The following is a 23,915-nucleotide window of genomic DNA, read 5'->3' on the forward strand; positions in this document are numbered from 1 at the left end:
CTCCTTGCCTGTTTCAACTTATAGCGCAGGTGGAGGCTTGCCGCAAGGCCCGGGGTGCGCCGGAGAATCGCCGCTCGTGACTGGATATCAGCCGGCTCAGCCGGCGGCCGGACGACGTGGCGGCCGCGGGGTGACGGACGTCGACGTCCTGGTCGTCGGCGGTGGACCGGCGGGGTTGATGCTGGCGGGTGAGTTGCGGTTGGCAGGCGTGCGGGTGGCGGTGCTCGAGCGGGCACCGCGGCCGCGGGAGACGGCGAAGGCGAACGGCCTGGCCGGGCAGATCCTGGAGCTGCTGCGCGGACCGGCCGGCCGACGTGATGCTGATCCGGCCGGACGCCGTCGTCGCCTGGGCCGGTGACGAGCCGGCTGGTCCCGCGCTGCCGGGACGCGCTCTCGACCTGGTTCAGCGGGTGAGGCGCAGGATCCGGGCCGACGGCTCGGCGACGTCCGTCGTGACGGTGAGGTCGTCGCCCGACCAGGAGTAGCTCCAGCCGCCGGGAGCGGCCGGGAAGAGGTGGTCGATTGTGGCCGGAGGCAACGAAAGGGTCAGTTCGGACGGGCCGGCGACGCGGTGCCACAGGGCCAGGTAGGTGACGGTGTCGTTGCCCAGGGCCAGCGCGATCCAGTCGTCGTCCCAGTTCGGGAGACCCAGCGGCCAGCTCGGGACCAGGGTCTCCACGTCCTTCAGGACGACGCGATGAGCGGCGATCGCGGACCGGACCAGCTCCAGCTCGGCGCCGGTCATGTGGTTGAGGTGTCCGGACAGGTAGAGCCGGCCCGGGATGCCGTTGACCAGCGCGAGCGTGAACTCCTCGCGCGTGGTCCCGGTGATCGGATAGGCCCAGTGCCCGGCCTGTTCGGGCAGTACGCCGGCCGGGGCCGCCGCGGTGATCGGTGCGTAGAGCAGCGGGTGCTGCTGGTCGGAGGTCGACTGCAGATGAAGCCGGGACAGCATCGCGTAGTCCATCCGCATGGCTCCGGAGGCGCAGTTCTCGATCAGCAGCTCCGGGTGGCGGGCCTGCAGCGCGTCCAGCCAGCTGAGCACGGCCCGGTTGTGCTCGAGCAGTCCCTGGCCGAGCGACGTACCGCCCTTGTCGGTGCCGGGCCCGGTCATCGTGTTGTTGTCGAACTTGAAGAACCCGATGCCGAAGTCGCTCACCAGCCGGTCGACCGTGTCGTCGAGGTGCCGGCGGGCGAGCGGGTTGCGGAGGTCGAGCAGGTAGCGGCCGTGCTCGGCGACCCGGATCCCGCGCCGGGTGAGGAAGGCCTCGTCGGGCAGTGCCGACGCGATCGGCGCGTGCACGCCGATCACCTCGGGCTCCAGCCACAGGCCCGGCACCAGCCCGCGGTCGTGGATCCGGTCGATCACCTCGCCGAGACCCTTCGGGAAGCGGGTGGCCGACGGCTGCCACGCGCCGACGGTGCTCCACCAGTGGCCTTCGGCGTACCAGCCGGCGTCGATGCAGAAGTAGTCCGCGCCGGCCTCGGCCGCGGCGTCGATCAGCGGCAGCAGCTTCTCGGTCGTCGGATCGCCCATCAGTGTGTTCATGTAGTCGTTGAAGACCACCGGCATCCGGTCGTCGACCCGGCGCCGCCGCCGGAGCGTACGGCGCTGCCGGGTGAGGGCCGCGAACACACTGTCCCGGTCGGTGCCGGCGACGAGTGAGACCGGCACGCTGGTGAACGGCTCGTCCACCGTGATCCGGACGGTCCACTGGTGTTCCTGGTCGGTCGGTCCGCTGAGCAGGAGGTAGCCGCCCCGCCGGTTCTCACCGAGCTCGAAGTGCCACGGCCCGTTGTGCTCGATCTGCCAGCCGAGCGCGGACGGCGTACCCCGATCGACCAGTACGCCGACGGGCAGGCGCTCACCGCTCGACCACGACCCGGTGCTCGTCACCGCGTGCCGGCTCTTCGAGACCGGGTGGTGCGGATCCCGGACGATCTCCGGGACCCGGCCGGACCGCAGTGGCTCGACCGACCAGCGGTTCTCGGCCATCCAGTCGTTGGCCGCCGAGTACAGGTCGGCGTCGACCGACTCGAGGCCGACGACGAGGGAGGAGAGGAAGTCCAGTTCCAGCGATCCCGGTCCGGACATCGACGCCTCGGACCAGGTGCGGACGCCGGCCCTGGCCTCGAACACGCTGGTCACCCGCAGCCCGGTCTCGACATCCTCCTGCACGATGCGCAGCGTCGACCCGTCGTCGTCATGGCGCACGTACCGCAGCCGCTGACCCAGGATCGTGTCGACGTGCCGGCTGGTCCCGGGGAAGCGCCCGTACCCGAGCGCCGACACCTCGACCAACGGCTGGCTCAGCTCAGCGGCGGCCCCGGCGGTCACCCGCACCGGACCGTCGTCGAGAGTGAAGGTCAAGGACAGGTCGGGCGTGCTCCAGCGCAGGTTCATCGATAAACCTTAGGTGGATCGGTCACCGCCGGCGCAATGGGCGTCTCGCGGCGCGGGCGCGCGAGGGTGATGCCGCCGAGCACGAGTGCCAGCCCGAGGAGTTGGGGCAGGGTGAGCAGTTCGCCGGACAGGGTCGTCCCGAGCAGTACGCCGGTGACCGGGTTCAGCAGCCCGATCAGACCCACGGTTGCGGCCGGGAGCTGACGGAGGCCGGTGAACCAGGCGGTGAAGGCGAGGGCGGTGGCGATCAGGCCGACGTACGCGAAGCCCGCGACCGCGGCAAGGTCCAGGACGGGCGGTCGTCCTTCGACGGCGACCGCGAAGGAACCAGCACCAGGCCGCCGGCGAGGAGTTGCCACGCCGTGGTGGCCAGCGGGCTCGCGGAACGGCCCCACTTCTTCGTGAGGATGTAGCCGCACGACGACATCAACAGGGCAGCGACCGAGGCCGCCACCCCGCGGACGTTGACCGAGGTGGCGCCGGCGCCCAGAAGTAGGCAAACGCCGACGATCCCGGCCGCCGCGCCGACGAGCACCGCCGCGGTCGGACGCTCGGCCAGCAGCGCCCAGGCGAACAGCGCCATCGTCAGCGGACTGGCCGACATGATCGTCGACGCGAGGCTGACCGGCAGGAGTTGCGAGGCGAGGTAGACGAGGGCGAAGAACGCTGCCATGGTGCAGATGCCGAGGACGAGCGACCGCCACCACCACGCACCCCGGGGGAGACGCCGGGCGATGCCCAGCACCAACAGGCCGGCGGGCAGTGCGCGGAGGACGGCGCCGTACAAGGGATAGCCGGCCGGCAGGTACTCGTGGGTGACGAAGTAGTTCGTGCCCCAGGCGATCGGGGCGATCGCGGTGACGAGCACCCACCGGAAAGTATTTTCCATGGAAATTACTATATCTTCCGTGGAAGCTATGCTGGGCCGGTGACCGAGGACCAACTGGACCACGTGGCGCGGATCCAGGCCGAGTGGCGGATCGAGCGTCCGGATGTCGACACCGGACCACAGGGTGTGATCGGCCGGCTGCACCGGATCGCCAACCGGATGACCGGTGAGCTGACCACCCTTTACGCGAAATACGGGCTGACCGAGGGAGAATTCGACGTCCTCGCCGCGCTGCGCAGGGCGGGTGCGCCGTACGAACGGGCGCCCGGGGAGATCGCGCTGCACACGATGGTGACGACCGGCGCGGTCACCAAGCGGGTGGACCGACTGGAGCAGGCCGGCCTGGTGCAGCGGCGGCGCAGCGACGCCGACGGCCGCGGGCGGGCCGTCCGGCTGACCCCGGCCGGTCGCCGCCTGTTCGACCAGGCGTTCACCGCTCACATGGCCAACGAACGACGCCTGCTCGAAGCCCTGGCTCCGGACGAGGCAGCCCAGTTGGAGAGGCTGCTGACCACCTGGCTGGCCGTCCTGGAGCCGCCGGCCACCTGAGGTAGCCCTGCGGTCACGTCCGGGTTGCTATCCGGCCACAAGTGTACGAGACCGTAACGGATCACGAGTTGTTTCTATTATTCCCGTGAAATCGTGCAACGCTTCCCGAGCCCGGCACGTTTCGCCAGTGCCGCTACTCATGAAGGAGAACGCGTGAACGGCCCACACGTCGTCATGCTCGTCGGCAACGACGTCGTCAAGGACACCCGCGTCCTGAAGGAAGCGTTCGCGCTCGGCCAGGCCGGCCGCCGGGTCACGTTGCTCGGGGTGTCGGCGACGTCGGACCGGCCGGTGATCGACACGATCGACGCCGGGGTGGTTCTGATCCAGTTGCCAGGCCGGTTCGTCCTGCGCGACGAGCGGATCCGGCGCCGGCGCGCGCGGCGCGGACGGCGCCTGCTGACGCCGGCGCAGTCGGAGTCCCTGCAGGCGGCGAAGGTCGCCGCACGCCTGGCCGACCTGACCGCGGAGACCGGGCACGCGCTCGCCCTTCGCCGGGCCGGCGCGGTCGGACCGGTCGCGTTCCAGGCCGGGAGGGTGCGGCGTGCGGTCCAACGGCAACGCTGGCTGCGGTCCGGGAAGGGGACCGCGGCGCGCGAGTGGCTGGCCGACTGGGAGGGGCGGAAGGCGACGGACTTCTGGCAGTGGTGGGACGGCTCGACGTCACAGTGGCGGTGGCCGGTCGACTGGCGCAAGGTCATCCCGGAGGCGGACGACTTCGAGGCGATCTTCGCCAAGGTCCTGGACGACCTGCTGCCCGACGTCCTGCACGCGCACGATATGCACGTGATCGGCGTGGCCTCCCGGGCCTCCGGCCGGGCGGCCCTGCGGAAGCGGGACGTGAAGGTCGTGTACGACGCCCACGAGTACGTCCCCGGTCTGTCGACGTACCCGCCCCGCACCCCGCGCATCGTCGCCGCCTGGGCGCAGCACGAGCGTGAGTACATCCGCACCGTCGACCGGGTCATCACGGTGAGCCCGGCGATCGCGCGGACCCTGCGGGAGCGCCACAAACTGGATCGCGAACCCACCGTGGTGATGAACAGCCCGGCGCCGGTCGAGCTGAACAGCGGGGTGACCGACATCCGCACGGTGATCGGGCTGGCTCCCGAGGTGCCGCTGATCGTCTACAGCGGCGCCGTCACGCGCGCCCGCGGCGTCGAGACCGCGGTCGCCGCCCTCCCGCAGTTGCCGGGCGTGCACCTGGCGGTCGTGTGCGTACCGCGGACGAAGATGAAGCCGGTCGAGGAGTTGCAGGCACTGGCGGCCGAGCTCGGCGTGACCGAGCGGGTGCACTATCTCGACCCGGTGGCGCCGCTCGACGTGACGGCGTTCCTGCGGACGGCCGACATCGGGCTGATCCCGATCCTGCGCTACCCGAGCCACGAGATGGCGTTGCCGAACAAGGTGTTCGAGTACATCTTCGCCGGGCTGCCGGTGGTGACGAGTGACATGCCGACCCTGGAGGAGTTCGTCGGCCGGACCAGGATCGGTGAGGTGTTCGAGACCGCGAACCCGGCCGGCCTGGCCGCCGCGGTCTCCCGGATCCTCGCCGGCCCCGCGCCGTACCGGGAGGCCTGTGCGTCGCCGGAGCTGCGCCAGGAGTCGTCCTGGGAGACGCAGGCCGATCGCCTCCGGGCGCTGTACGACGACCTGCTCGGGCCGGTCGAGCCGCCGGGCCCGGTCCCGACCCGCCTGGTCATCGGGCCGCTGGACGGCAGCCGGGTGCCGAGCGGGTGGGCCGCCTCCATCGACGAGGCCGAGGTGACGCGCCGCCGGCTGAGCCCGGCCGACCTGAACGGGATCACGCACCTGCTGATGGAGGACTGGAACTCCGTCCTCGGCAGCGAGACGCTCATCGACGACCTCCCGCTGCTCGCGGCGGCCCGGGTGAAGCATGGCGTGATCGTCTACGCCAAGCCGGACCGCACCGAGTTGCGCCGGCGGATCCGGGCCTACAACGGCACGGTGTTCGTCACCGATCCGCTGGTCGCCGAGCAGGTCGCCGGCACCGTGCTGCTGCCTCCCGGCGAGGAGGGCGTCGAGGTGCTCCGCAAGTTCATGGCCGACTAGGGAGACGCACCCTGGGCCGCTTCCCCCAGGACACGTCCGACCCGGGGCGCGCGGCGGGCTTGCTGGCGGCGCCGGGAAGGGGTGGGTAACCTTCCCTGGTCGTCGGTCGAGCGGATAGGAGATGATGCCCCCCGTGACCGGACCACGTAGCCAGGACGCGCAGGACCGGCTGACCCCGTCGGAGGCCGACCCGTCCGTCGCCGGCCTGACGGTGGGTCTCGGTGGGCCAGCCGGGCGGTTGGCCCGGCTGGGCTCGTCCTGGTGGACGCCGCTGCGGATCGCCCTCGCGGTGTGCACGGTCACGTTCGCGCTCGGTGTGCTGCAGAAGGCGCCGTGCATGGAGGCCGGCTGGGACCGGCAGAGCTGGCGGCCGTTCAAGGCGCTGTGCTACTCCGACATCGGCTTCCTGTACCAGGAACGCGGGTTCGCCGAGGGCAACCGGCCGTTCCTCGACACCGGCAACTACCCGGTGCTGGAGTACCCGGTGCTGACCGGCGGGTTCATGGAGGTCGCGGCCCGGGTCACCTGGGTGATCACCGGCGACCCGAAGAAGGACCTGACCGTCGAGGAGAAGCGCGACACCGCGGGCGTCTTCTTCGTGGTCAACCTGGTGATGCTGTTCCTGTGCGCGCTGGTGATCGTCGGGTTGACCGTCGCCACCGCGCGCGGGGTGGAGAAACGGCCCGGCGCGGCCCGTGGGCAGCCGCTGGACGCGCTGTACGTCGCCGCCGCGCCGGTGCTCGCGCTGACCGCGACGATCAACTGGGACCTGTTCGCGGTCGCGCTGACCGCCGGCGCGATGTTCGCCTGGTCACGCGGCCGGCCGATCTGGTTCGGCATCCTGCTCGGGCTCGGGACGGCGGCGAAGTTCTACCCGTTCCTGCTGCTCGGGCCGCTGCTGATCGTCTGTCTCCGCGGCCGCAAGCTGTGGCCGTGGTTCCAGGCGACGGTGGCCGCGATCTTCGCCTGGGGCCTGGTGAACGCGCCGGTCTACCTGCTGGCGAAGAACGAGTGGATGTCGTTCTGGACGTTCAACGACCAGCGGGCGAGCGACTACGGCTCGATCTGGTACGTGCTGAAGCTGGCCAAGCACGAGGTCGCCGACGTGAATCAGCTGAACATCGTGATCTTCGCCGGCCTGTGCCTGTCGATCGCGATCCTCGGCCTGATGGCGCCGCGACCACCTCGCTTCGCACAGTTGGCATTCCTGGTGGTGGCGGCGTTCCTGCTGATCAACAAGGTCTACTCGCCGCAGTACGTGCTCTGGCTGCTCCCGCTGGTGGCGCTGGCCCGGCCGCGACTGCGGGACTGGCTGATCTGGCAGGCGTGCGAGTGCTTCTACTGGATGCTGGTCTGGATGCACCTGGCCCAGTTCCTGGCGCCCGGGAACCCGGACCAGCCGGACCGGATCTACTGGCTGTCGGTGATCCTGCGGATGGCCGGCACCCTCTGGCTGATGCTCGTGGTGGCACGCGACATCCTGCTGCCGGAGAATGATCCGGTCCGCCAGGGTGATGTCGTCGACGACCCGGGTGACGGGGTCAAGTCCGACGTCCGCGCGCTCGCGCCCGCCTAGAGGGACCCGGCCTAGAGATTCAGCTTCGACACGTCGAGGTTGCCGCCGCTGACCACGGAGGCGGTCGTGCCGGCCAGTTGGATGCTGCCCTCGAGAAGTGCGGCGAACGGCGCGGCCGCGGCCGGCTCCAGGGCCAGCTTCGTGCGTGACATCACCAGGCGGGTCGCCGCCAGCAGCGACTCCTCGCTCACCCGGACCACGTCGTCGACGTACTGCTGGATGATCGGGAAGTTGCGGGTGCCGCAGACCGGGGCGGCCAGGCCGTCGGCGATCGACCGGGCGGTCGGCAGCTTCCGCGGTTCGCCGGCCGCGAGGCTGCGGCTGACCACGTCGGCCTGCTCGGGCTCGATGCCGATCACCCGGATCTCCGGCTTGGCCAGCTTCACCGCGAGCGCGACGCCGGAGATGAGGCCGCCGCCGCCCATCGGGACCAGCACGGTGTCGACGTCCGGGCGGTCCTGCAGGAGTTCCAGGCCGAGGCCGGCGTGGCCGGTGATCACATCGTCGTCGTCGAACGGGTGGACGCCGGTCAGCTTGCGCTCGTCCCGGATCCGCTCGTACTGGGCCATCAGGTCACCGTCGACCAGTTCGACGGTGGCGCCGTACCCGCGGGCCGCGTCGATCTTCGCCTGGACGGCGGTGGTCGCCATCACCACGGTCGCCGGGACGCCGGCATTCCGGGCCGCCCAGGCGAGCGCGCCGGCCGCGTTCCCGGCCGACACGGTGACGACGCCGCGCTCGCGCTCCTCGGAACTCAGCCGGAGCAGCTTGGTGAGCAGGCCGCGGACCTTGAAGCTGCCGGTCTTCTGGAACAACTCGGCCTTCAGCAGGAGCGTGCCGCCGAACCGCTCGTCGAGGGCGCTCGAGGTCAGGACCGGGGTGCGGTGGATGCGGCCGTCGAGCTGGTCGGCGGCCTGCTGGATCTCCTCGAGCGTCGGCATGCCACTGACTCTATTCGGCCGCTACAGACGGTTCGCGACCGCCGTGGCCAGCTTCTCGGTCGCCTCCGGGAACTCCGGCAGGAACAGGTACGGCTCGATCAGCTCCAGCTCCATCAACAGGAAGCGGCCGTTGACGACGACGCCGTCGACGCGGGCGTACAGCGGCGCCGGACCGGCCGCGGCCAGCGTCTCCCGAGCGCTTTCCAGGACGGCGGCCGGCGGGTCGGTCAGCGTGGCGACGCCGCCGAACATCACCTGGACCCGGTAGTCACCCTCGGCCGGCCGCTTGACGACGGCGTGGGTGAACTCGCCGTCGACGAACATCAGCGACCACTCCCCGTCGGTCACGATCTCGGGTACGAACGGCTGGACCAGGTAGACCAGATCCGGCAGGTCGTCCATCGCCAGGCTCAGCTCCGCCGAGCCGGCGACGCCGCGGACGGTGTGCCGGGCGGAGGCGCCGACCGTGGGCTTCGTCACGATCTCCTGGCCGTCGAGCCCGGCGACCACCTCGCGCAGGCACGCGCCGGCCGCGATCTGTGACGGCACGATCGCGACTCCGCGCTCCCGCAGTTCGACCAGGTACCGCTTATCGCCGTTCCACCGGACCAGGCCGCTGTCGTTGAACACCGGGACGCCGGCCTTGTCGACCACGTTCAGCCACTCGCAGAACTCGTCGTACCGGCGGTGGTAGTCCCAGACCGAGCGCAGCAGGACGGCGTCGTACGCCGACCAGTCGACCGACGGGTCCGTCCACACCACGGCCACCGGGTCCAGGCCCTTGGCGCGGACCGCGTCGACGAGGGGGAGGTCGTGTTCATGCAACCCGGGATGGTCGGCCGAGGTCGCGAGGGCGATGCGTTTGGTCACGCCCGACAGTGTTGGCTGGGACTCGGCGGCTCGTCAAACTGTTGCTCGGCGTCCGGGCGGTGACGCACGGTCAGTCACGGCCCGACGATCTACGCTCGTCCTGTGGCTACTCGTGTGCTCGTGGTGGACGACGACCCGACCGTTTCGACCGTGGTCTCGGCGTACCTGACCAAGTCCGGGTACGACGCCCGCGTGGTCGCCGACGGCGTCGCGGCGGTCGAGGTCTGGCAGCAGTGGAAGCCGTCCGTCGTCGTCCTGGACGTGATGCTCCCCGGCCTGTCCGGGCTGGAGGTGCTGCGCCGGATGCGCGCCGCCGACGACGGCGCCGCCGTGATCATGCTGTCCGCCCGCGGCGAGGAGGAGGACCGGGTCGTCGGGCTGGAGGTCGGGGCGGACGACTACGTGGTGAAGCCGTTCAGCCCGCGTGAGCTCACCCTGCGGGTGCAGGCGTTGCTGCGGCGCGAGGAGCGGCTGGCCGGGCTCGACCTGACACCGACGAAGCTGAGTGCCGGGCCGGTCGGCATCGACACGGCCGCGCGGGTGGCGACCCTCGACGGCCGGGAGCTCTCGCTGACGCATCGCGAGTTCGACCTGCTGACCTATCTCGTGTCCCACCCGGGCAAGGCGTACACGAAGGCCGAGTTGCTCCGCCGGGTCTGGGGCTGGGACTTCGGTGACTCGTCCACGGTGACCGTCCACATCCGGCGGTTGCGGGAGAAGATCGAGGCTGACCCGTCGGATCCCCGGCTCGTGCTGACCGTGCCGCGGACCGGCTACCGCTTCGCGGGAGAGTCGGGATGAACCGCGACACCGCCACGATCCTCGCGTTGACGACCCTGTGGACGCTGGTGGTCGCTGCCGTGGGCGCCCTGGTGCTGTGGCAGTTCCGGCGGAGATCGTTGCGGACGGCGATGATCGTGGCGGCGCTGGTCCCGATGGCGGCCGCGCTGGCCGCCGTCCTGCAGAGCGTGCGGGCGATGTTCATCTCGGCGCACGACTCGTGGGTGGTGCTGTGGACGCTGGCGTTCTCGGCGCTGCTCGGGGTCGGGTTGTCGGTGCTGATCGGGCACTGGGTGACCGCGGGCTCCCGCGATGTCGGCCGGCGGCTGCGTCAGCTCGGTACGTCGTACGACGCCCCGGCGGAGGCCTCGACCGGGACGGTGCCGGCGGAGCTGGCGGCGTTGACCGACGAGTTGGAGCAGACGCGGATGAAGCTCGCCGCCTCGCACGAACGGGAGAGAACGCTGGAGGACAGCCGGCGCGAGCTGGTTGCCTTCATGTCCCACGACCTGCGGACGCCGCTGGCCGGGTTGCGGGCGGTGTCCGAAGGGCTCGAGGACGGCGTGATCGACGACGTACCCGGGGCGTTGCGGCAGATGCGGGCGACGGTCGACCGGATGACCGGGCTGGTGGAGGACCTGTTCGAGCTGTCGCGGCTGTCGTCGGCGCCCGCACCGCGGCGGCGGATGGCGGTGTCGTTGCGGGAGCTGGCGGACGACGTCGTCGGCGAGAACTCCGAACACGCGCGTTCCAAAGCCGTCCGGCTGTCCGTCGCGACACCGGCCGACGACCGGCTCGCCGTCCAGGGGGATCCGGACGAGCTGACCCGGGCCGTGACCAACCTGGTCGACAACGCGATCCGGCACACGAAGCCCGAGGAGACCGTCACGGTGTCGGTCGACCGGTCGGCCGGCGGTGGCGTGAGCCTGGCGGTGACGGACGCGTGCGGGGGGATCCCCGCGGAGGACCTGGAGCGGGTCTTCGATGTCGGCTGGCGCGGCGACGCGGGACGGACGCCGGCTCACGGCGGGGCCGGTCTGGGACTGGCGATCGCCCGCGGGATCGTCGAGTCCCACCACGGAACCATTGCCGTCAGCAACGTTCCGGGCGGATGCAGCTTCCGCATCGACCTTCCGGCGGAGCGACCCGCTGCCGACCCACCCGCCGCGCAGCCGTGAGCCTGACCTGGGTGCTGGTGCTGGTCGCGGCCGGGGTGCTGCTGCTCGGCGCGTACTCGAGCTGGACCGCCGGCCGGCTGGACCGACTGCACCACCGGGTCGAGAGCGCCCGGGCGTCGCTGGAGACGGAGCTGGCCCGCCGGGCGGCGCTGGTCGTGGAGCTGGCCGGGACCGGCATCCTCGACCCGGCGTCGTCACTTCTGTTGATGGACGCGGCCCATCGCGCCCGCACCGCGTCGCCGGAGGACCGCGAGCAACGGGAATCCGCGCTGACGCGGGCGATCAATGCCACCGGCGCCGAGGTCGAACCGTGGCGTGGTGAACTGAGCCTGGCGACGCGACGGGTCCAGCTCGCCCGGCGGTTCCACAACGACATCGTGGTGTCCACCCGCGATCTGCGGCACCGGCGCCTCGTCACCTGGCTGCGGCTGGCCGGCCACGCCCCGATGCCCACCACGATCGAGCTGGAGGACGGGAGTTGAGTTTCGCCGACGACGCCGAACGCCATCGGCACGAGTTGCTGGTGCACTGCTACCGGCTCCTCGGCTCGTACGACGACGCCGAGGAGATCGTCCAGGAGACCTACCTGCGCGCGTGGAAGGCCCGCGACACGTTCGAGGGCCGTTCGTCACTGCGCGCCTGGCTCTACCGGATCGCCACCAACGTGTGCATCGACGACGTACGCCGTCCGCGGCGCGTCCTCCCGTACCAGCTCGAGCCCGCCTCGTTCCCGTCGGAGGCCTTGCCCGCACGCGACGACGTGCCGTGGCTGCAGCCGTTCCCGGACGTGCTGCTCGACCGCGTCGAGGAGCCGGACGCGGTCGTGGTCCGCCGAGAAACCATCGAGCTCGCCTTCCTGGTGGCGATCCAGCACCTCCCGCCGCGCCAGCGCGCGCGGTCCTCATCTTCCGCGACGTGCTCGGCTGGACCGCGCGCGAGACCGCGGAAGCCGTCTCCCTGTCGGTCCCGGCCGTGAACTCCGCCCTGCAACGAGCGCGCCCGGTCCTGCGCGAACACCTCCCGCCGCACCGCTGCGAGTGGTCCGCGGCGTCGACCGCGCAGGAGCAAGCCCTCCTGCGCAAGTACGTGGCCGCCTGGGACGCCGCCGACGCCGAGGCGTTGGCCGCCCTCATGCACGAGGACATCCGCATCACCATGCCGCCGTACCCGTTCTGGTTCGAGGGCGCCGACGCCATCCGCTCCCTCACCGCCAACCTCGACCCCACCCATCCCGTCTACCGAGGCAGCTGGCGCTTCCGCCCCACCACGCTCAACCGCCAACCCACCCTCGCCGCCTACCTCCAACCCACCGGCTAGCCCACGTACCGCCCGTTCGCCGTCGACATGTTCCGCATCGAACAGGGCCGGATCGCCGAGATCACCGCCTACGAAGCCACGGACTTCGAGCGCTTCGGGCTGCCGGATCACCCGCCCGCGTCGTAGGACCTCGGCTACTTCGCGTCGGCGTAGCTCTCGACGGTTGCGGTGGTGAACGCGAAGTTGGTCGGGGTCGGTCCGAAGGTGAGGGTGCCGGCGAGGTTCCCGGCGGACTGGACGGCTCGGCTGACGACTTCGGCTTCGTCGGTGGGGCAGTGGACGATGACCTCGTCGTGCTGGAAGAAGACCAGCTCCGCCTTGAGGTCGGCGAGGGACTGGCGGAGGGCGGCGAGCATCAGCAAGGCCCAGTCGGCGGCCGAGCCCTGGACGACGAAGTTCCGGGTGAAGCGGCCGCGGGCGCGGGCGTGGCGGGCGTCGGTGAGCGGTTCGTCGGCGGGCGGGCCTTCGAGCAGGGCGGCGTCCAGGGGTGCGCCGGCGGGTGGGCAGGTGCGGCCGAGCCAGGTGCGGACGAGCCGGCCTTCCTCGCCCGCGCGGGCGGCGTCGTCGACGTACTGGACCGCGGCCGGGAATCGCTTGCGAAGCATGGCGAGGTTCTTCAGGCCGTCGCCGGACGTCTGCCCGTAGATCGCGCCGAGGACGGCGAGTTTCGCCATCGCCCGGTCGCCGGCGAACGCCGCGTCGGACACCGCCTGGTAAAGATCGCCGGGGGAGCTCGCGACCTCCATCAGCGCGGGGTCGCGGGAGATCGCGGCCAGAATGCGCGGCTCCAGCTGGGAGGCGTCCGCGACCACGAGCCGCCAGCCCGGGTCGGCGACGACCGCGCGCCGGATCACCTTCGGGATCTGCAGACCTCCGCCACCGTTGGTGACCCACCGGCCGGAGACCGTCCCGCCCGGCAGGAAGCCGGGCCGGAAGCGGCCGTCGTGAACCCAGTCCTGCAGCCAGGACCACCCGTTCGCGGTGTAGATGCGGTAGAGCTTCTTGTACTCGACCAGCGGCGCGACCGCCGGATGGTCGATCGTCTCCAGCTCCCACCGCCGCGTCGACTTCAGCTGGTACCCGGCGGCCTTGAACGCCTTCAGCACGTCGGCCGGCAGATCGGGCCGCACCCGCCGGCCGAACGCCGCGGACACCTCGTCCGCCAGCTCGGTCAACCGCCGGGGCTGACCCGTTCCGCCGAACCGCTCACCCAGCAACTCCGTCAGCAACGACCGATGCGCCGAGGCACTCCACGGCAACCCGGCCCGGTCCATCTCGGCCGCGATCAGCATCCCGGACGACTCCGAGGCCGTGAGCAACCGCATCCGGTCCGGATGCTCCGCCGACCCGTGGCGCCGCAGCTGGTCGGCGTACACCTGCAGCAGGCCTTCGAAGGGAACCGGCTCCTCCTGGATCTCGAACAGCGACGACTGCTCACCGGGAACGGCGGCGCGCAGCGGCGGATCCGGCGGCACCGGTCGCCCGGTCAACCGGGCCCACGCGGCCGCCGCCGACCGGGGCTCACCGAGCCGGCCTTCGTGGCCGAGCAGCAGGCCCTCACTGTTCTCGATGTCGTAGCACCGCTCCACCCGTACGCCGCTGTCCAGCAACCGCGGGTAGAGCTCCGAGGTCGACCGCCACACCCACCGCGACACCTGCGGACGTGCCGCGACGGCGGCCGCGAGATCAGGCTCGTGCAGCACCGGCCCGGCGGACCGACCGTCCGGACGCAGGGCGACGAGAACCGCCCCGCCACCCTCCGGCGCGATCGCCCACCGCTCGTCCATACCCCCGATCCTGTCATCTCGCTCCGACAGAATCGTTCGGCCGTCGCGCATCGGATGAAAAGCCTCTCATCTAGGTGAGAGTCTCCTCATGATGACTCCGGGCAGCGGTTCGCGCTCCTACGATCCGAGCGTCGGACAAGACCGGTGGGGGCCGGTTCGGGCAGTTGGGGTGGGGTTCACCAGCCATTCGGCTGATCCACGGACGTGGTCCGCGAAGGGCCGTCGGCGCTGACGCAGCGCCGCGGGTCCCGGCGCTGCCGCACGCCCTGTGACGGACCCTCGGAGAAGGGGGTTTGGGTCATGTCGGATTCGAAGCAGACACGGCGCCGGTTGGTCGCGGTCACCGCCGCCCTGACCGTTCTGATCGGCCTGGTGGCGGTCCCGGTGACGCCGGCCGCGGCCAGTTCGGTCTACGCGGTCACCACCACGGTGGACGCCGTGGACGCCGCCGTCGGTGACGGGATCTGCGCGACCAGCGCCGGTGCCTGCAGCCTGCGGGCCGCGATCCAGGAGTCGAACGCCAGCACCGCCGCGGACACCGTCCAGGTCCCGGCCGGCAACTATGCCTTGACCCTGCCGCCGCAGGGCGACAACCTCGCCCACAGCGGCGACCTCGACATCACCAGACCGCTGAACGTCCTCGGTGCCGGCGCGACCACTGTCACCGTCGACGCGAACGGCATCGACCGCCTGGTCGAGATCCATCCCGAAGCGGGCGCGGTCACCATCTCCGGCCTCGCCCTGCGCGAAGGCGCCCACGAAGAACGGGGTGGCGGACTGCTCAACAGCTCCACCGGAACGGTCCGGCTGCAGAACGTCGCCGTACGGGACAGCTCGGCGAGCACCTTCGGCGGCGGCATCGCCAACGAGGGCACCGGCCGGCTGGACCTGACCGGCGTCACCGTCGAGGGCAACCGGACCGACGGTGAAGGCGGCGGTATCTCGACCGGTCTGGGCACGCTGACGATCACCGGTACGTCGGCCGCCCCGAGCCGGATCGCGGACAACGAGGCGCGCACCGGCGGTGGCCTGTTCAACAGCGGCGAGCCCGGTCCGGACGGCCTGCCCAGCCTCGCCACCATCTCCGGCGCCACCGTCGAATTCAACGATGCACTCGGGGCCGGCGGTGGCGTCTTCGTCGGCCACGAGGGCGAGCTGATCGTTGCCGACAGCACCTTCAAGGACAACACCGCCGTCGAGTACGGCGGTGCGGTGGCGGCCGTGGCGAAGACGACGGTCACGATCAGCCGCGGCGCGATGGAGGGCAACACCGCCGGCGGATCGGGCGGCGGCCTGTTCAGCGACACCGAGCGGCCGGTCTCCGTCACCGGCGTCACGCTGACCGGCAACATCGCCGGCGATCCCGTGTCGGGCGACGGTGGCGGTGGCGGGATCGAGGCCGGCGGCAGTGGCGCGATCACCGTCTCCGGCTCGACCTTCGCCGCGAACACGTCGATCGCCGAGGGAGGCGCGCTGGCGACGTCCAACAACGGCTCGGTGACGGTTCGCGACAGCACCTTCCGGGACAACTCGTCGACCGCGGGCGGCGGAGCGATCGCGAACAGCGGGATGCGCACCAGCCTCGAGCGGCTGGTCGTCTCGGGCAACCGCGCCGGGGCCGAGGGCGGCGGCATCCTGAACGACGGCAGCGGCGACTTCACCCTGCTGGAGAGCACGCTCAGCGGAAACACCGCGGCCAGCGGCGGTGGCCTTGCCAACGAAGCGGACGGCGCGCTGCGCGTCGTCCGCTCGACCATCTGGAACAACAGCGCCCGTTCCGGGGCCGAGGAGGACAGCGGCCTGGGCGGCGGCGTGTACGGTCTGGGTGACGCCGAGGCGACGTACGAGAACACCACCATCAGTGGCAACTACGCCCAGGTGCGGGGTGGTGGGTTGTACATCGACTCCGACTCCACCGTGCACGTGAACAGTACGACGATCTCGCACAACAGCTCCCCGGTGGCCAGTGGCGTCGGTGGCGAGGTGACCGTGCCGGCCGTTCCGGTCGTGCCCAGCCCGTCGGTCATCCTCCGCAACTCCGTTGTCGCCGGCAACCGCTTGGGGGCGGACTGCAACTTCGCGATCGGGTCCGAGGGCGGCAACCTGGACTCGGCCGACACCTGCTACTTCCGTGGCCCGCGCGACCGGAACAACGTCGGCGACCCGCGCCTCGACGCGGTCGCGGACAACGGCGGCCCGACGATGACGCAGGCGCTCCGGGTGGACAGCTTCGCCGTGGACGGCGGGGTGTCGCCGTGCCCGCCGACCGACCAGCGCGGGGTCACCCGGCCGAAGAACGGCCGTTGCGACAGCGGGGCGTTCGAGCACGAGGGCCCGTTCGGTCCGCCGGACACCACGCCGCCGACCACGACGCTGATCGACCCGCCGGCCTCGGTGGGCGAGACCGCGACCTTCCGGTTCGGCGGCGCGGACAACGTCACCCCGCTCGGTGACCTGCTGTTCGAGTGCCGCATTCTCAACAACGACCCGACCGATCCGCCGGACCCGACCGATCCGACCGAGCCGCCGGATCCCGAGTTCGCCTTCGTGGGCTGCCCGAACCCGTACGTGGTCCAGGCCGTCGAGGAGGGCCAGAACCGGATCGAGGTCCGGGCGGTCGACCGCGCCGGCAACACCGACCAGACGCCGGCCGTCCACGAGTTCGTCGCCGGCCAGGACGGTACGCCGCCGCAGACGATCTTCACGCTGACCCCGCCGAACCCGAGCAACGGCCGGACGGCGACCTTCGGGTTCACCGCGACCGACGACATCACCCCGCCGCTGCTGATCGAGTTCGAGTGCCGGCTGGACAGCACCGACGAGGAGGCCTGGGTCGAGTGCTTCAACCCCACCACCTTCTCCAACCTCACGCCGGGACAGCACACCGTCCAGGTCCGGGCGATCGACGAGATGGACAACATCGACCCGACGCCGGCGACGTACACCTGGACAGTCGCCTCACCGGTCGACTGCGACGAGGCGAACGTAACTCTGCCTGCCGTCGCCGACAGTTGGGTGGACGAGGCGAACCCGCTGGAGAACTTCGGCAGTCTCGAGGAGCTGACCGTACGCTCCGACAGCCCGGGCGCGGACGCCCGCGCGCTGGTGCGGTTCGGCCTGCCCGGGACGATCCCGGCCGGTTGCGAGCTCACCTCCGCGACGCTGCGCCTGCACTCCGAGGGCGGAGAGCCCGGCCGGACGCTGGCCGCCGTGCCGATCGACGCGGCGTGGGCGGAGACGGCCGTCACCTGGAACAACCAGCCGGCCGCCGCCGGCACCGCCGTCAACGCGACGTCCGGCTCCGGCTTCCGGGAGTGGAACCTGATCGCGGCGGTGACCGCGATGCTCGCCGGTGGGCCGAACCACGGCTTCCTGATCCGGGACACCGCGGAAGAGGCCGACCCCGCGGCGGAGCAGTCGTTCGCCAGCAGGCAGGTCGAGCCGGACCCGAGTCAGCCGCCGGTCCAGCCGCAGCTCGTCCTGCGCTTCGGCGGTCCGGGTACGCCGCCACCGCCGCCACCGGCCGATCCGGTCCCGGCGACGGTGAGCTGTGGGCAGGTGCTCACCCAGAGCACGAAGCTGCTGAACGACCTGACCGACTGCCCGCTCGACGGTCTGGTCATCGGCGCGCCGAACATCGCCGTCGACCTGAACGGTCACACCGTCGACGGACCGGGCTACTTCCCGGACCAGCCCGGCTCGCCGATCGAGTTGCCGGAGGACGGCCTGCCGGCCGGGGTTCGCAACGTCGGGTACGCCGGTGTGGTGGTCCGCAACGGCACGATCACCGAGTTCGGGTACGGCGTCCACCTGATGGCCGGATCGCGGTTCGGCACGGTGCAGGGGCTGACGCTGCGCGGGAACGCGACCGCCGGAATCGAGTTGTCGGACGCCGACGACGGCCGCAACGGCAACAAGGTCATCGGGAACACCCTGACCGGCAACGAGGTCGGGATCGCGCTGTACGACGACTCCGAGAACAGCCTGGTCGAGAACAACACGCTCACCGGCAACTTCGGGGTCGCCATCCACGCCTGGTCCGGGAGCGGACACCAGGTCACCGGCAACCGGATCAGCGGGGTCACGACCGACCCGCTGCTGGACAGCGACGGCGGGATCAGGCTGGAAGGCTCCACCGACAACGTGCTGGTCGCGAACACCGTGAGCGACACCGGGGACGCCGGCGTCATCATCACGGCCGGCGCGCACCGCAACCGGGTCGAGGACGGCACGTTCAGCCGGACCGGGGACGCCGGTGTGTCCGTGGAGGAGTCGGACGGCAGCCAGGTGCTCGGCAACGCCGCGTACCTCGCCTCGGACAGCGGTGTCAGCCTGACCGGCGCGAACTCCTCGGTGGTCCGCGGCAACGACGTCCGCTTCAACCCGGGCGGCGTCGAGCTGGACAACTCGTCCGACAACCTGATCGAGGACAACGACGCCGGCCGGTCCACCGGCAGCGGTATCTCGGTGAGCGGCGACTCGTTCCGCAACCGGATCCTGGCCAACACCGCGATCGCCACCGGCGCCGACGGTATCTCCATCGTCGGTGAGGCGCTGGACGCGAACGGCGATCCCGCCGGCGGCAACCTGGTCCAGGGCAACACCGCGCACAGCAACCTCGGCGACGGCGTCTCCACGGCCGCCGGGCACACCCTGACCGGCAACCTGACGCACAACAACGCGGCCTACGGCATCCAGGCAGCCGAGCCGAACGTCGACGGCGGCGGCAACGTCGCCAACGGCAATGGCAACCCGGAGCAGTGCGCAGGCGTGGTCTGCGGACCGGGTGCGGCGGTACCGCCGGTCCTTCCCGACCTGGTCGCGCCGGACACCAGGATCACCGCCGCCCCGGCCGATCCGAGCAGCAGCTCGGGCACCGCGGTGTTCTCCTTCACCGGGACCGACGACGTCGCCCCACCGAGCGCGTTGCGGTTCGAGTGCAGGCTGGACGGTCCGCCGATCGACCCGAACGACCCCGACGGCGGCGAGGGCTGGGCCGAGTGCCCGGACCCGACGAGCTACGGGTTCCTGCCGGCCGGCGAGCACACCTTCGACGTCCGGGCGATCGACCCGTCCGGCAACGTCGACCTCACCCCGGCCTCCGTGACCTGGACCGTGGTCCCCGCCCCACCCGGTCCGGACGACGTGCCGCCGAGTACTACGATCTACTCCGGTCCTGACCTGGTCAGCTCCAGCACCGAGGCGACCTTCGGCTTCCGCGGCAGTGACAACGCGACCCCGGGCCCGAACCTGCGCTACGAGTGCAAGTTCGACAGCGGGGCCTTCACCGCCTGCGTGTCGCCCAGGACGTACTCCGGTCTCGCACTCGGCGAGCACACCATCCAGGTGCGCGCGATCGACCTGGCCGGGAACGTCGACCCGACGCCGGCGACCCGGATCTGGACGATCGAGGCCCCGCCGCCGGACACCACCGCGCCGGACACGCTGATCGCCTCCGGTCCGGACGCGAGCACGGTGGCAGCCACGGCCACGTTCACGTTCACGTCCACCGAGCCGGGTTCGACGTTCGCGTGCGCGCTCGACGGGACAACCTATGTGCCGTGCACGTCGCCGCGGACGCTGTCCGGGCTGACGGTCGGTGACCACACCTTCCGCGTGCGGGCGACCGACGCCGCGGGCAACGCCGACCAGAGCCCGGCGGCGTACAGCTGGACGGTCCAGTCGGCTCCGGTACCGGTGACGGTCGGCTGCGGTCAGGTGCTGACCCGGAGCAGCCTGATCACCAACGACCTGACCAACTGCCCGAACGACGGGCTGGTGATCGGGGCGAGCGGCATCACGATCGACCTGGACGGCTCGGTGATCGACGGCATCGGCCAGGGCACCGGCATCCGGAACCCGGGCTTCGACTCGGTCACCATCACCGGTGGCACCGTGCAGGAGTTCGACTACGGCGTCCAGCTGACCGCCGGTACGGCGCTGGGCATCGTCGGGGCGCTGACGATCCGGCTCAACCAGGAGGCGGGCGTCCAGTTGGTCGACGCCGACGACGGCGTCAACGGCAACATCGTCCGGGAGAACTCGATCGCCGGGAACGGTGCCGGGCTCAGCCTCGGGGGCGGTACGCAGGGTGCGGCCGTGCTCCGGAACACCATCGGCGGCAGCGCGCTGCACGGCATCCGGGTGCTCGGGGCCACCGGCAACACGCTGGAAGGCAACACCGTCACCGGGTCGAGCGAGAACGGCATGTTGTTCGATGCGGCCGGCAACAACACGGTGGTGAGCAACTCGGTCACCGCCAGCGCGAAGAGCGCGATCCTGGTCCAGGCCGGGTCGCACGCCAACCTGATCCGGGGCAACACGCTGCGCGAGGGGGAGGCCGGGATCGAGCTGACCGACTCCGACGGCACGGAGGTCGTCGCCAACATCGCCAACCAGATGGACAAGCCGGGCATCGTGCTCGAGCGCGCGCACGACACCGTGGTCCGCGGCAACGACGTGCGGTTCAACGGTGGCGGCATCGAGCTGCTGGAGTCGAACAACAACCGGCTCGAGTCCAACAACGCCAGTGAGAACTCCGACACCGGCATCTCCCTCGGCGCCCTGTCCCTCGGCAACGTTGTCCTCACCAACGATGCCGGCGCCAACGACTCGGACGGCATCTCGGTCGAGGCCGAGGTGCTGCCCGGGTCGGTCCTGCCCGGCAACCTGCTGGAACGGAACACCGCCCACGACAACTCCGGTGACGGCATCACGGTCAACAAGGCCGGGCACACCGTCACCGCGAACAGCGCGAACAGCAACGACGGCTGGGGCATCTACGCCGAGATCGACAACGTCGACGGCGGCGGCAACCGGGCGGTCGGCAACACCGAGCCGGCGCAGTGCTACACCATCGAGTGCAACGGCGGGCCACCGGTGCCGCCAGAGCTGGCACCGCCGGACACCGAGCTGCTCGAATTCCCGGCCAACCCGAGCGGCAGCAGGTCCGCCGCGTTCATCTTCACCGGGATCGACGACAACACGCCGCTGACCGAGCTCGCCTTCGAGTGCCGGATCGACAACGGCGCCTTCACCGACTGCGAGAACCCGCGGCTGTACTCCGGGCTGGCACCGGGCACGCACACGTTCCAGGTACGGGCCGTCGACCTGGCCGGCAAGGTCGACCCGACGCCGGCGAGTTATGCGTGGGTGATCGAGCTGCCACCTCCGGGCGTCCCCCCGGACACGACGGTGCAGTCCGGGCCGCCGGTCCAGACGCCGCTGGAGAACGCCCTGTTCACCTTCGGCAGCAACGAGCCGGACACCACGTTCCAGTGTTCGCTGGACGGGGCCGCCTTCACCGCGTGCACGTCGCCGCAGGAGTACGAGGAGGTCGCGTACGGCGCGCACGAGTTCCAGGTACGGGCGATCGACCCGGAGGGCAACGTCGACGCGAGTCCGGCGGTGCACACCTGGACCCGGACCGGACCTCCGGTGGTAACCATCACCTCCGGACCGGCCGATCCGACCACACAGAACGACGCGACGTTCGCCTTCACCGCGAACGAGCCGGTCACGAAGTACGAGTGCTCGATCGACCTGGGCGCGTTCACCGAGTGCACCTCACCGGTGACGTTCGAAGGGCTGGCCGTCGGGGACCACTCGCTGCGGATCCAGGCGACCGACCTGGACGAGCTCGTCTCCGGACCCGACGAGATGGGCGTGTTCGAGTGGACGGTCGAGCCGTCGCTGGACGACGTACCGCCGCAGACGGTGCTCACCAGCGGGCCGGCGACCCCGAGCGGAGACGCGACCTTCGTGTTCGCCGGGACCGACAACGTCACGTCACCGCAGGGGCTCACGTTCGAGTGCCGGCTGGACAGCGACAACGAGGCGGACTTCGCCGAGTGCACGAGTCCGTACACCTATCCGAACCCGGACTTCCCCGAACCGCTCACGGTCGGGCAGCACACGGTGGACATCCGGGCGATCGACGTCGAGGACAACGTCGACCCGACACCGGTCCGGCACACCTGGACGTACTCCGGTGACACTGCCGCGCCGTCGACGACGTTCGTCAGTGGCCCACCGGCCACGACCGCCGCGACCGAAGCGACGATCTCCTTCAACGCCGACGACCCGTTCGCGACCTTCGAATGCTCGTTGGACAACGCGCCGTTCGAGCCGTGCGAGTCGCCGCACCAGGTCCAGAGCCTCGAGCCCGGAGCACATGAGCTGCGGGTGCGGGCGACCGACCTGTCCGGCAACACCGAGACGACGCCGGTGGTCCGCGGCTGGACCGTGGTCGCCGCGCCGGAGACGACGATCACGTCCGGACCGGCAGCGACGACGACGAGCACGACGGCGACGTTCGCGTTCAGCTCCGACCAGGCCGGTTCCACCTTCGCCTGCTCGCTGAACGGTTCGGCCTTCACGGTGTGCACCTCGCCGGCGACCTACACGGTGGCCGGTGGCCTGCACGAGTTCGCGGTACGGGCGACGAACGGGCTGGGGCAGGTGGACCAGTCGCCGGCCGAGCACGCGTGGACCGTCGACGCTCCGCCCCCGACCCCGCCGGAGACCACGATCACCGGGCAGCCGGATGCGACGACCTCGGACACGACAGCGACGTTCACGTTCGTGGCCGACCAGGCGGGCTCGACGTTCGAGTGCTCGGTCGACGAGGCGCCGTACTCGGCCTGCACGTCGCCGGTGCACCTGACCGGGCTGGCCATCGGCGAACACGTCTTCTCCGTCCGGGCCACGGATCCCGGCGGCGAGGTCGACGCCACTCCCGCGGACTACGAGTGGGACGTGACCGCGCCCGCCCCGCCGGACACCACGATCGGCACCGCACCGTCGGCCACGACGACGGCTACGACGGCGAGCTTCACGTTCTCCGCGACCAAGGCCGGCTCCACCTTCCGTTGCTCGCTGGACGGGGCGGCGGCGACGGTCTGCACGTCACCGGTCAACCTCACCGGGTTGGCCTTGGGCAGCCACACCTTCCGGGTGCACGCGGTCGACCCGGATGGTCTGGTGGACGCGACTCCGGCGGTGCACACCTGGACCATCACGACCCCGGCACCGGTGTGTACGCCGACCACTGTGACGGTCGGCGCGGTGGCGGACAGTTGGCTGCTGCAGAGTTCAGGCGGCCAGAACTACGGCACGGACTCGGTGCTGAAGGTCGACACCAAGTCCGGTGCGAACGCCCGGGCCGTGGTCCGCTTCAATCTGCCGGCGATCCCGGCCGGGTGCCAGCTCCTCGACGCCAAGCTCCGGCTGTACGCGACGTCGTACAAGTCCGGGCGGACGCTGCAGGCGCTCCGGCTGAACGGACCGTGGACCGAGACCAACGTGACCTGGAACAACCAGCCGGCCACCACCGGTACGGCGGCCACCGCCGCCTCGCCGACGTCCAACCGGTACGTCGAGTGGAGTGTGGTGTCGCAACTGCAGAGCATGTACGCCGGCGGCAATCACGGCTTCCTGATCCGGGACGCGGTGGAGAACGGCGGCGGATCGGACCAGGGATTCCACAGCCGTGAGAAAGGCACGGACAACCCGCCACGCCTGGTGTTCACCTTCGGGTGAGGTGATGTTCA

The 23,915-nt window shown here is 70.9% G+C and carries 16 protein-coding genes; 10 read left to right on the plus strand and 6 right to left on the minus strand.

What is annotated here, in order from left to right:
* Positions 1-76: 76 nt before the first annotated feature.
* Positions 77-358 carry an FAD-dependent oxidoreductase gene (locus E1218_RS36960; protein ID WP_233711980.1) on the plus strand — a complete coding sequence of 94 codons (282 nt, stop codon included), beginning with the start codon at positions 77-79 and terminating at the stop codon, positions 356-358.
* A 45-nt stretch (positions 359-403) separates the two neighbouring features.
* Here E1218_RS36960 and E1218_RS03655 read toward each other — a convergent pair whose 3' ends face one another.
* The 3 genes from E1218_RS03655 to E1218_RS36530 are packed head-to-tail and all read right to left on the minus strand — an operon-like array spanning position 404 to position 3,293.
* Positions 404-2,404 (minus strand): glycoside hydrolase family 36 protein, encoded by a 2,001-nt coding sequence (locus tag E1218_RS03655; protein ID WP_132316212.1) that lies wholly within the window; start codon positions 2,402-2,404, stop codon positions 404-406.
* Entirely contained in the window at positions 2,401-2,763 is a 363-nt protein-coding gene (locus E1218_RS36525; protein ID WP_202865750.1) for an EamA family transporter, read from the minus strand. The genes E1218_RS03655 and E1218_RS36525 overlap by 4 nt, the downstream gene beginning before the upstream one ends.
* Entirely contained in the window at positions 2,652-3,293 is a 642-nt protein-coding gene (locus E1218_RS36530; protein ID WP_202865751.1) for a DMT family transporter, read from the minus strand. Before E1218_RS36530 ends, E1218_RS36525 begins: the two co-directional genes overlap by 112 nt.
* A gap of 39 nt (positions 3,294-3,332) precedes the next feature.
* Between E1218_RS36530 and E1218_RS03665 the strand changes: the two genes are divergently transcribed.
* The 3 genes from E1218_RS03665 (at position 3,333) to E1218_RS03675 (ending at position 7,491) form a co-directional block, all read left to right on the plus strand.
* Positions 3,333-3,842 carry a MarR family winged helix-turn-helix transcriptional regulator gene (locus tag E1218_RS03665; RefSeq protein ID WP_202865752.1) on the plus strand — a complete coding sequence of 170 codons (510 nt, stop codon included), beginning with the start codon at positions 3,333-3,335 and terminating at the stop codon, positions 3,840-3,842.
* Positions 3,843-3,995: 153 nt separating this feature from the next.
* Positions 3,996-5,915, plus strand: a complete 1,920-nt coding sequence (locus E1218_RS03670; protein ID WP_132316214.1) for a glycosyltransferase family 4 protein — start codon at positions 3,996-3,998, stop codon at positions 5,913-5,915.
* A 124-nt stretch (positions 5,916-6,039) separates the two neighbouring features.
* Positions 6,040-7,491 carry a glycosyltransferase family 87 protein gene (locus E1218_RS03675; RefSeq protein ID WP_132316256.1) on the plus strand — a complete coding sequence of 484 codons (1,452 nt, stop codon included), beginning with the start codon at positions 6,040-6,042 and terminating at the stop codon, positions 7,489-7,491.
* A gap of 11 nt (positions 7,492-7,502) precedes the next feature.
* Here the strand turns inward: E1218_RS03675 and E1218_RS03680 are convergent, their stop codons facing one another.
* Together E1218_RS03680 and E1218_RS03685 are read right to left on the minus strand one after the other, a co-directional pair.
* Positions 7,503-8,432 (minus strand): threonine ammonia-lyase, encoded by a 930-nt coding sequence (locus E1218_RS03680; RefSeq protein ID WP_132316216.1) that lies wholly within the window; start codon positions 8,430-8,432, stop codon positions 7,503-7,505.
* Between the two features lie 21 nt (positions 8,433-8,453).
* Positions 8,454-9,302, minus strand: coding sequence for an ATP-grasp domain-containing protein (locus E1218_RS03685; RefSeq protein WP_132316218.1), 849 nt, complete (start codon positions 9,300-9,302; stop codon positions 8,454-8,456).
* Positions 9,303-9,404: 102 nt separating this feature from the next.
* Here E1218_RS03685 and E1218_RS03690 point away from each other — a divergent pair, with 102 nt between their 5' ends.
* The 5 genes from E1218_RS03690 to E1218_RS36970 are packed head-to-tail and all read left to right on the plus strand — an operon-like array spanning position 9,405 to position 12,577.
* A complete protein-coding gene (locus tag E1218_RS03690; RefSeq protein ID WP_132316220.1) occupies positions 9,405-10,103 on the plus strand; it encodes a response regulator transcription factor in 699 nt (232 codons plus the stop codon).
* Positions 10,100-11,260 carry a sensor histidine kinase gene (locus E1218_RS03695; protein WP_132316222.1) on the plus strand — a complete coding sequence of 387 codons (1,161 nt, stop codon included), beginning with the start codon at positions 10,100-10,102 and terminating at the stop codon, positions 11,258-11,260. The genes E1218_RS03690 and E1218_RS03695 overlap by 4 nt, the downstream gene beginning before the upstream one ends.
* Positions 11,257-11,742: a hypothetical protein gene (locus E1218_RS03700; RefSeq protein WP_233711981.1), complete on the plus strand. Its 486-nt coding sequence runs from the start codon at positions 11,257-11,259 to the stop codon at positions 11,740-11,742. The genes E1218_RS03695 and E1218_RS03700 overlap by 4 nt, the downstream gene beginning before the upstream one ends.
* Positions 11,739-12,236, plus strand: coding sequence for a sigma-70 family RNA polymerase sigma factor (locus tag E1218_RS36965; RefSeq protein WP_233711982.1), 498 nt, complete (start codon positions 11,739-11,741; stop codon positions 12,234-12,236). The genes E1218_RS03700 and E1218_RS36965 overlap by 4 nt, the downstream gene beginning before the upstream one ends.
* On the plus strand, positions 12,176-12,577 hold the full coding sequence (locus E1218_RS36970; protein WP_233711983.1) for a nuclear transport factor 2 family protein: 402 nt from the start codon (positions 12,176-12,178) through the stop codon (positions 12,575-12,577). The genes E1218_RS36965 and E1218_RS36970 overlap by 61 nt, the downstream gene beginning before the upstream one ends.
* Positions 12,578-12,711: 134 nt before the next feature.
* Here E1218_RS36970 and E1218_RS03710 read toward each other — a convergent pair whose 3' ends face one another.
* Positions 12,712-14,364 (minus strand): bifunctional 3'-5' exonuclease/DNA polymerase, encoded by a 1,653-nt coding sequence (locus E1218_RS03710; protein ID WP_132316224.1) that lies wholly within the window; start codon positions 14,362-14,364, stop codon positions 12,712-12,714.
* A 300-nt stretch (positions 14,365-14,664) separates the two neighbouring features.
* On the opposite strand from E1218_RS03710, the gene E1218_RS03715 reads away from it, so the two are divergent.
* Positions 14,665-23,904, plus strand: coding sequence for a right-handed parallel beta-helix repeat-containing protein (locus E1218_RS03715; RefSeq protein WP_132316226.1), 9,240 nt, complete (start codon positions 14,665-14,667; stop codon positions 23,902-23,904).
* Positions 23,905-23,915 lie beyond the last annotated feature (11 nt).

Source organism: Kribbella turkmenica (assembly GCF_004348725.1).
Taxonomy (GTDB): Bacteria; Actinomycetota; Actinomycetes; order Propionibacteriales; family Kribbellaceae; genus Kribbella; species Kribbella turkmenica.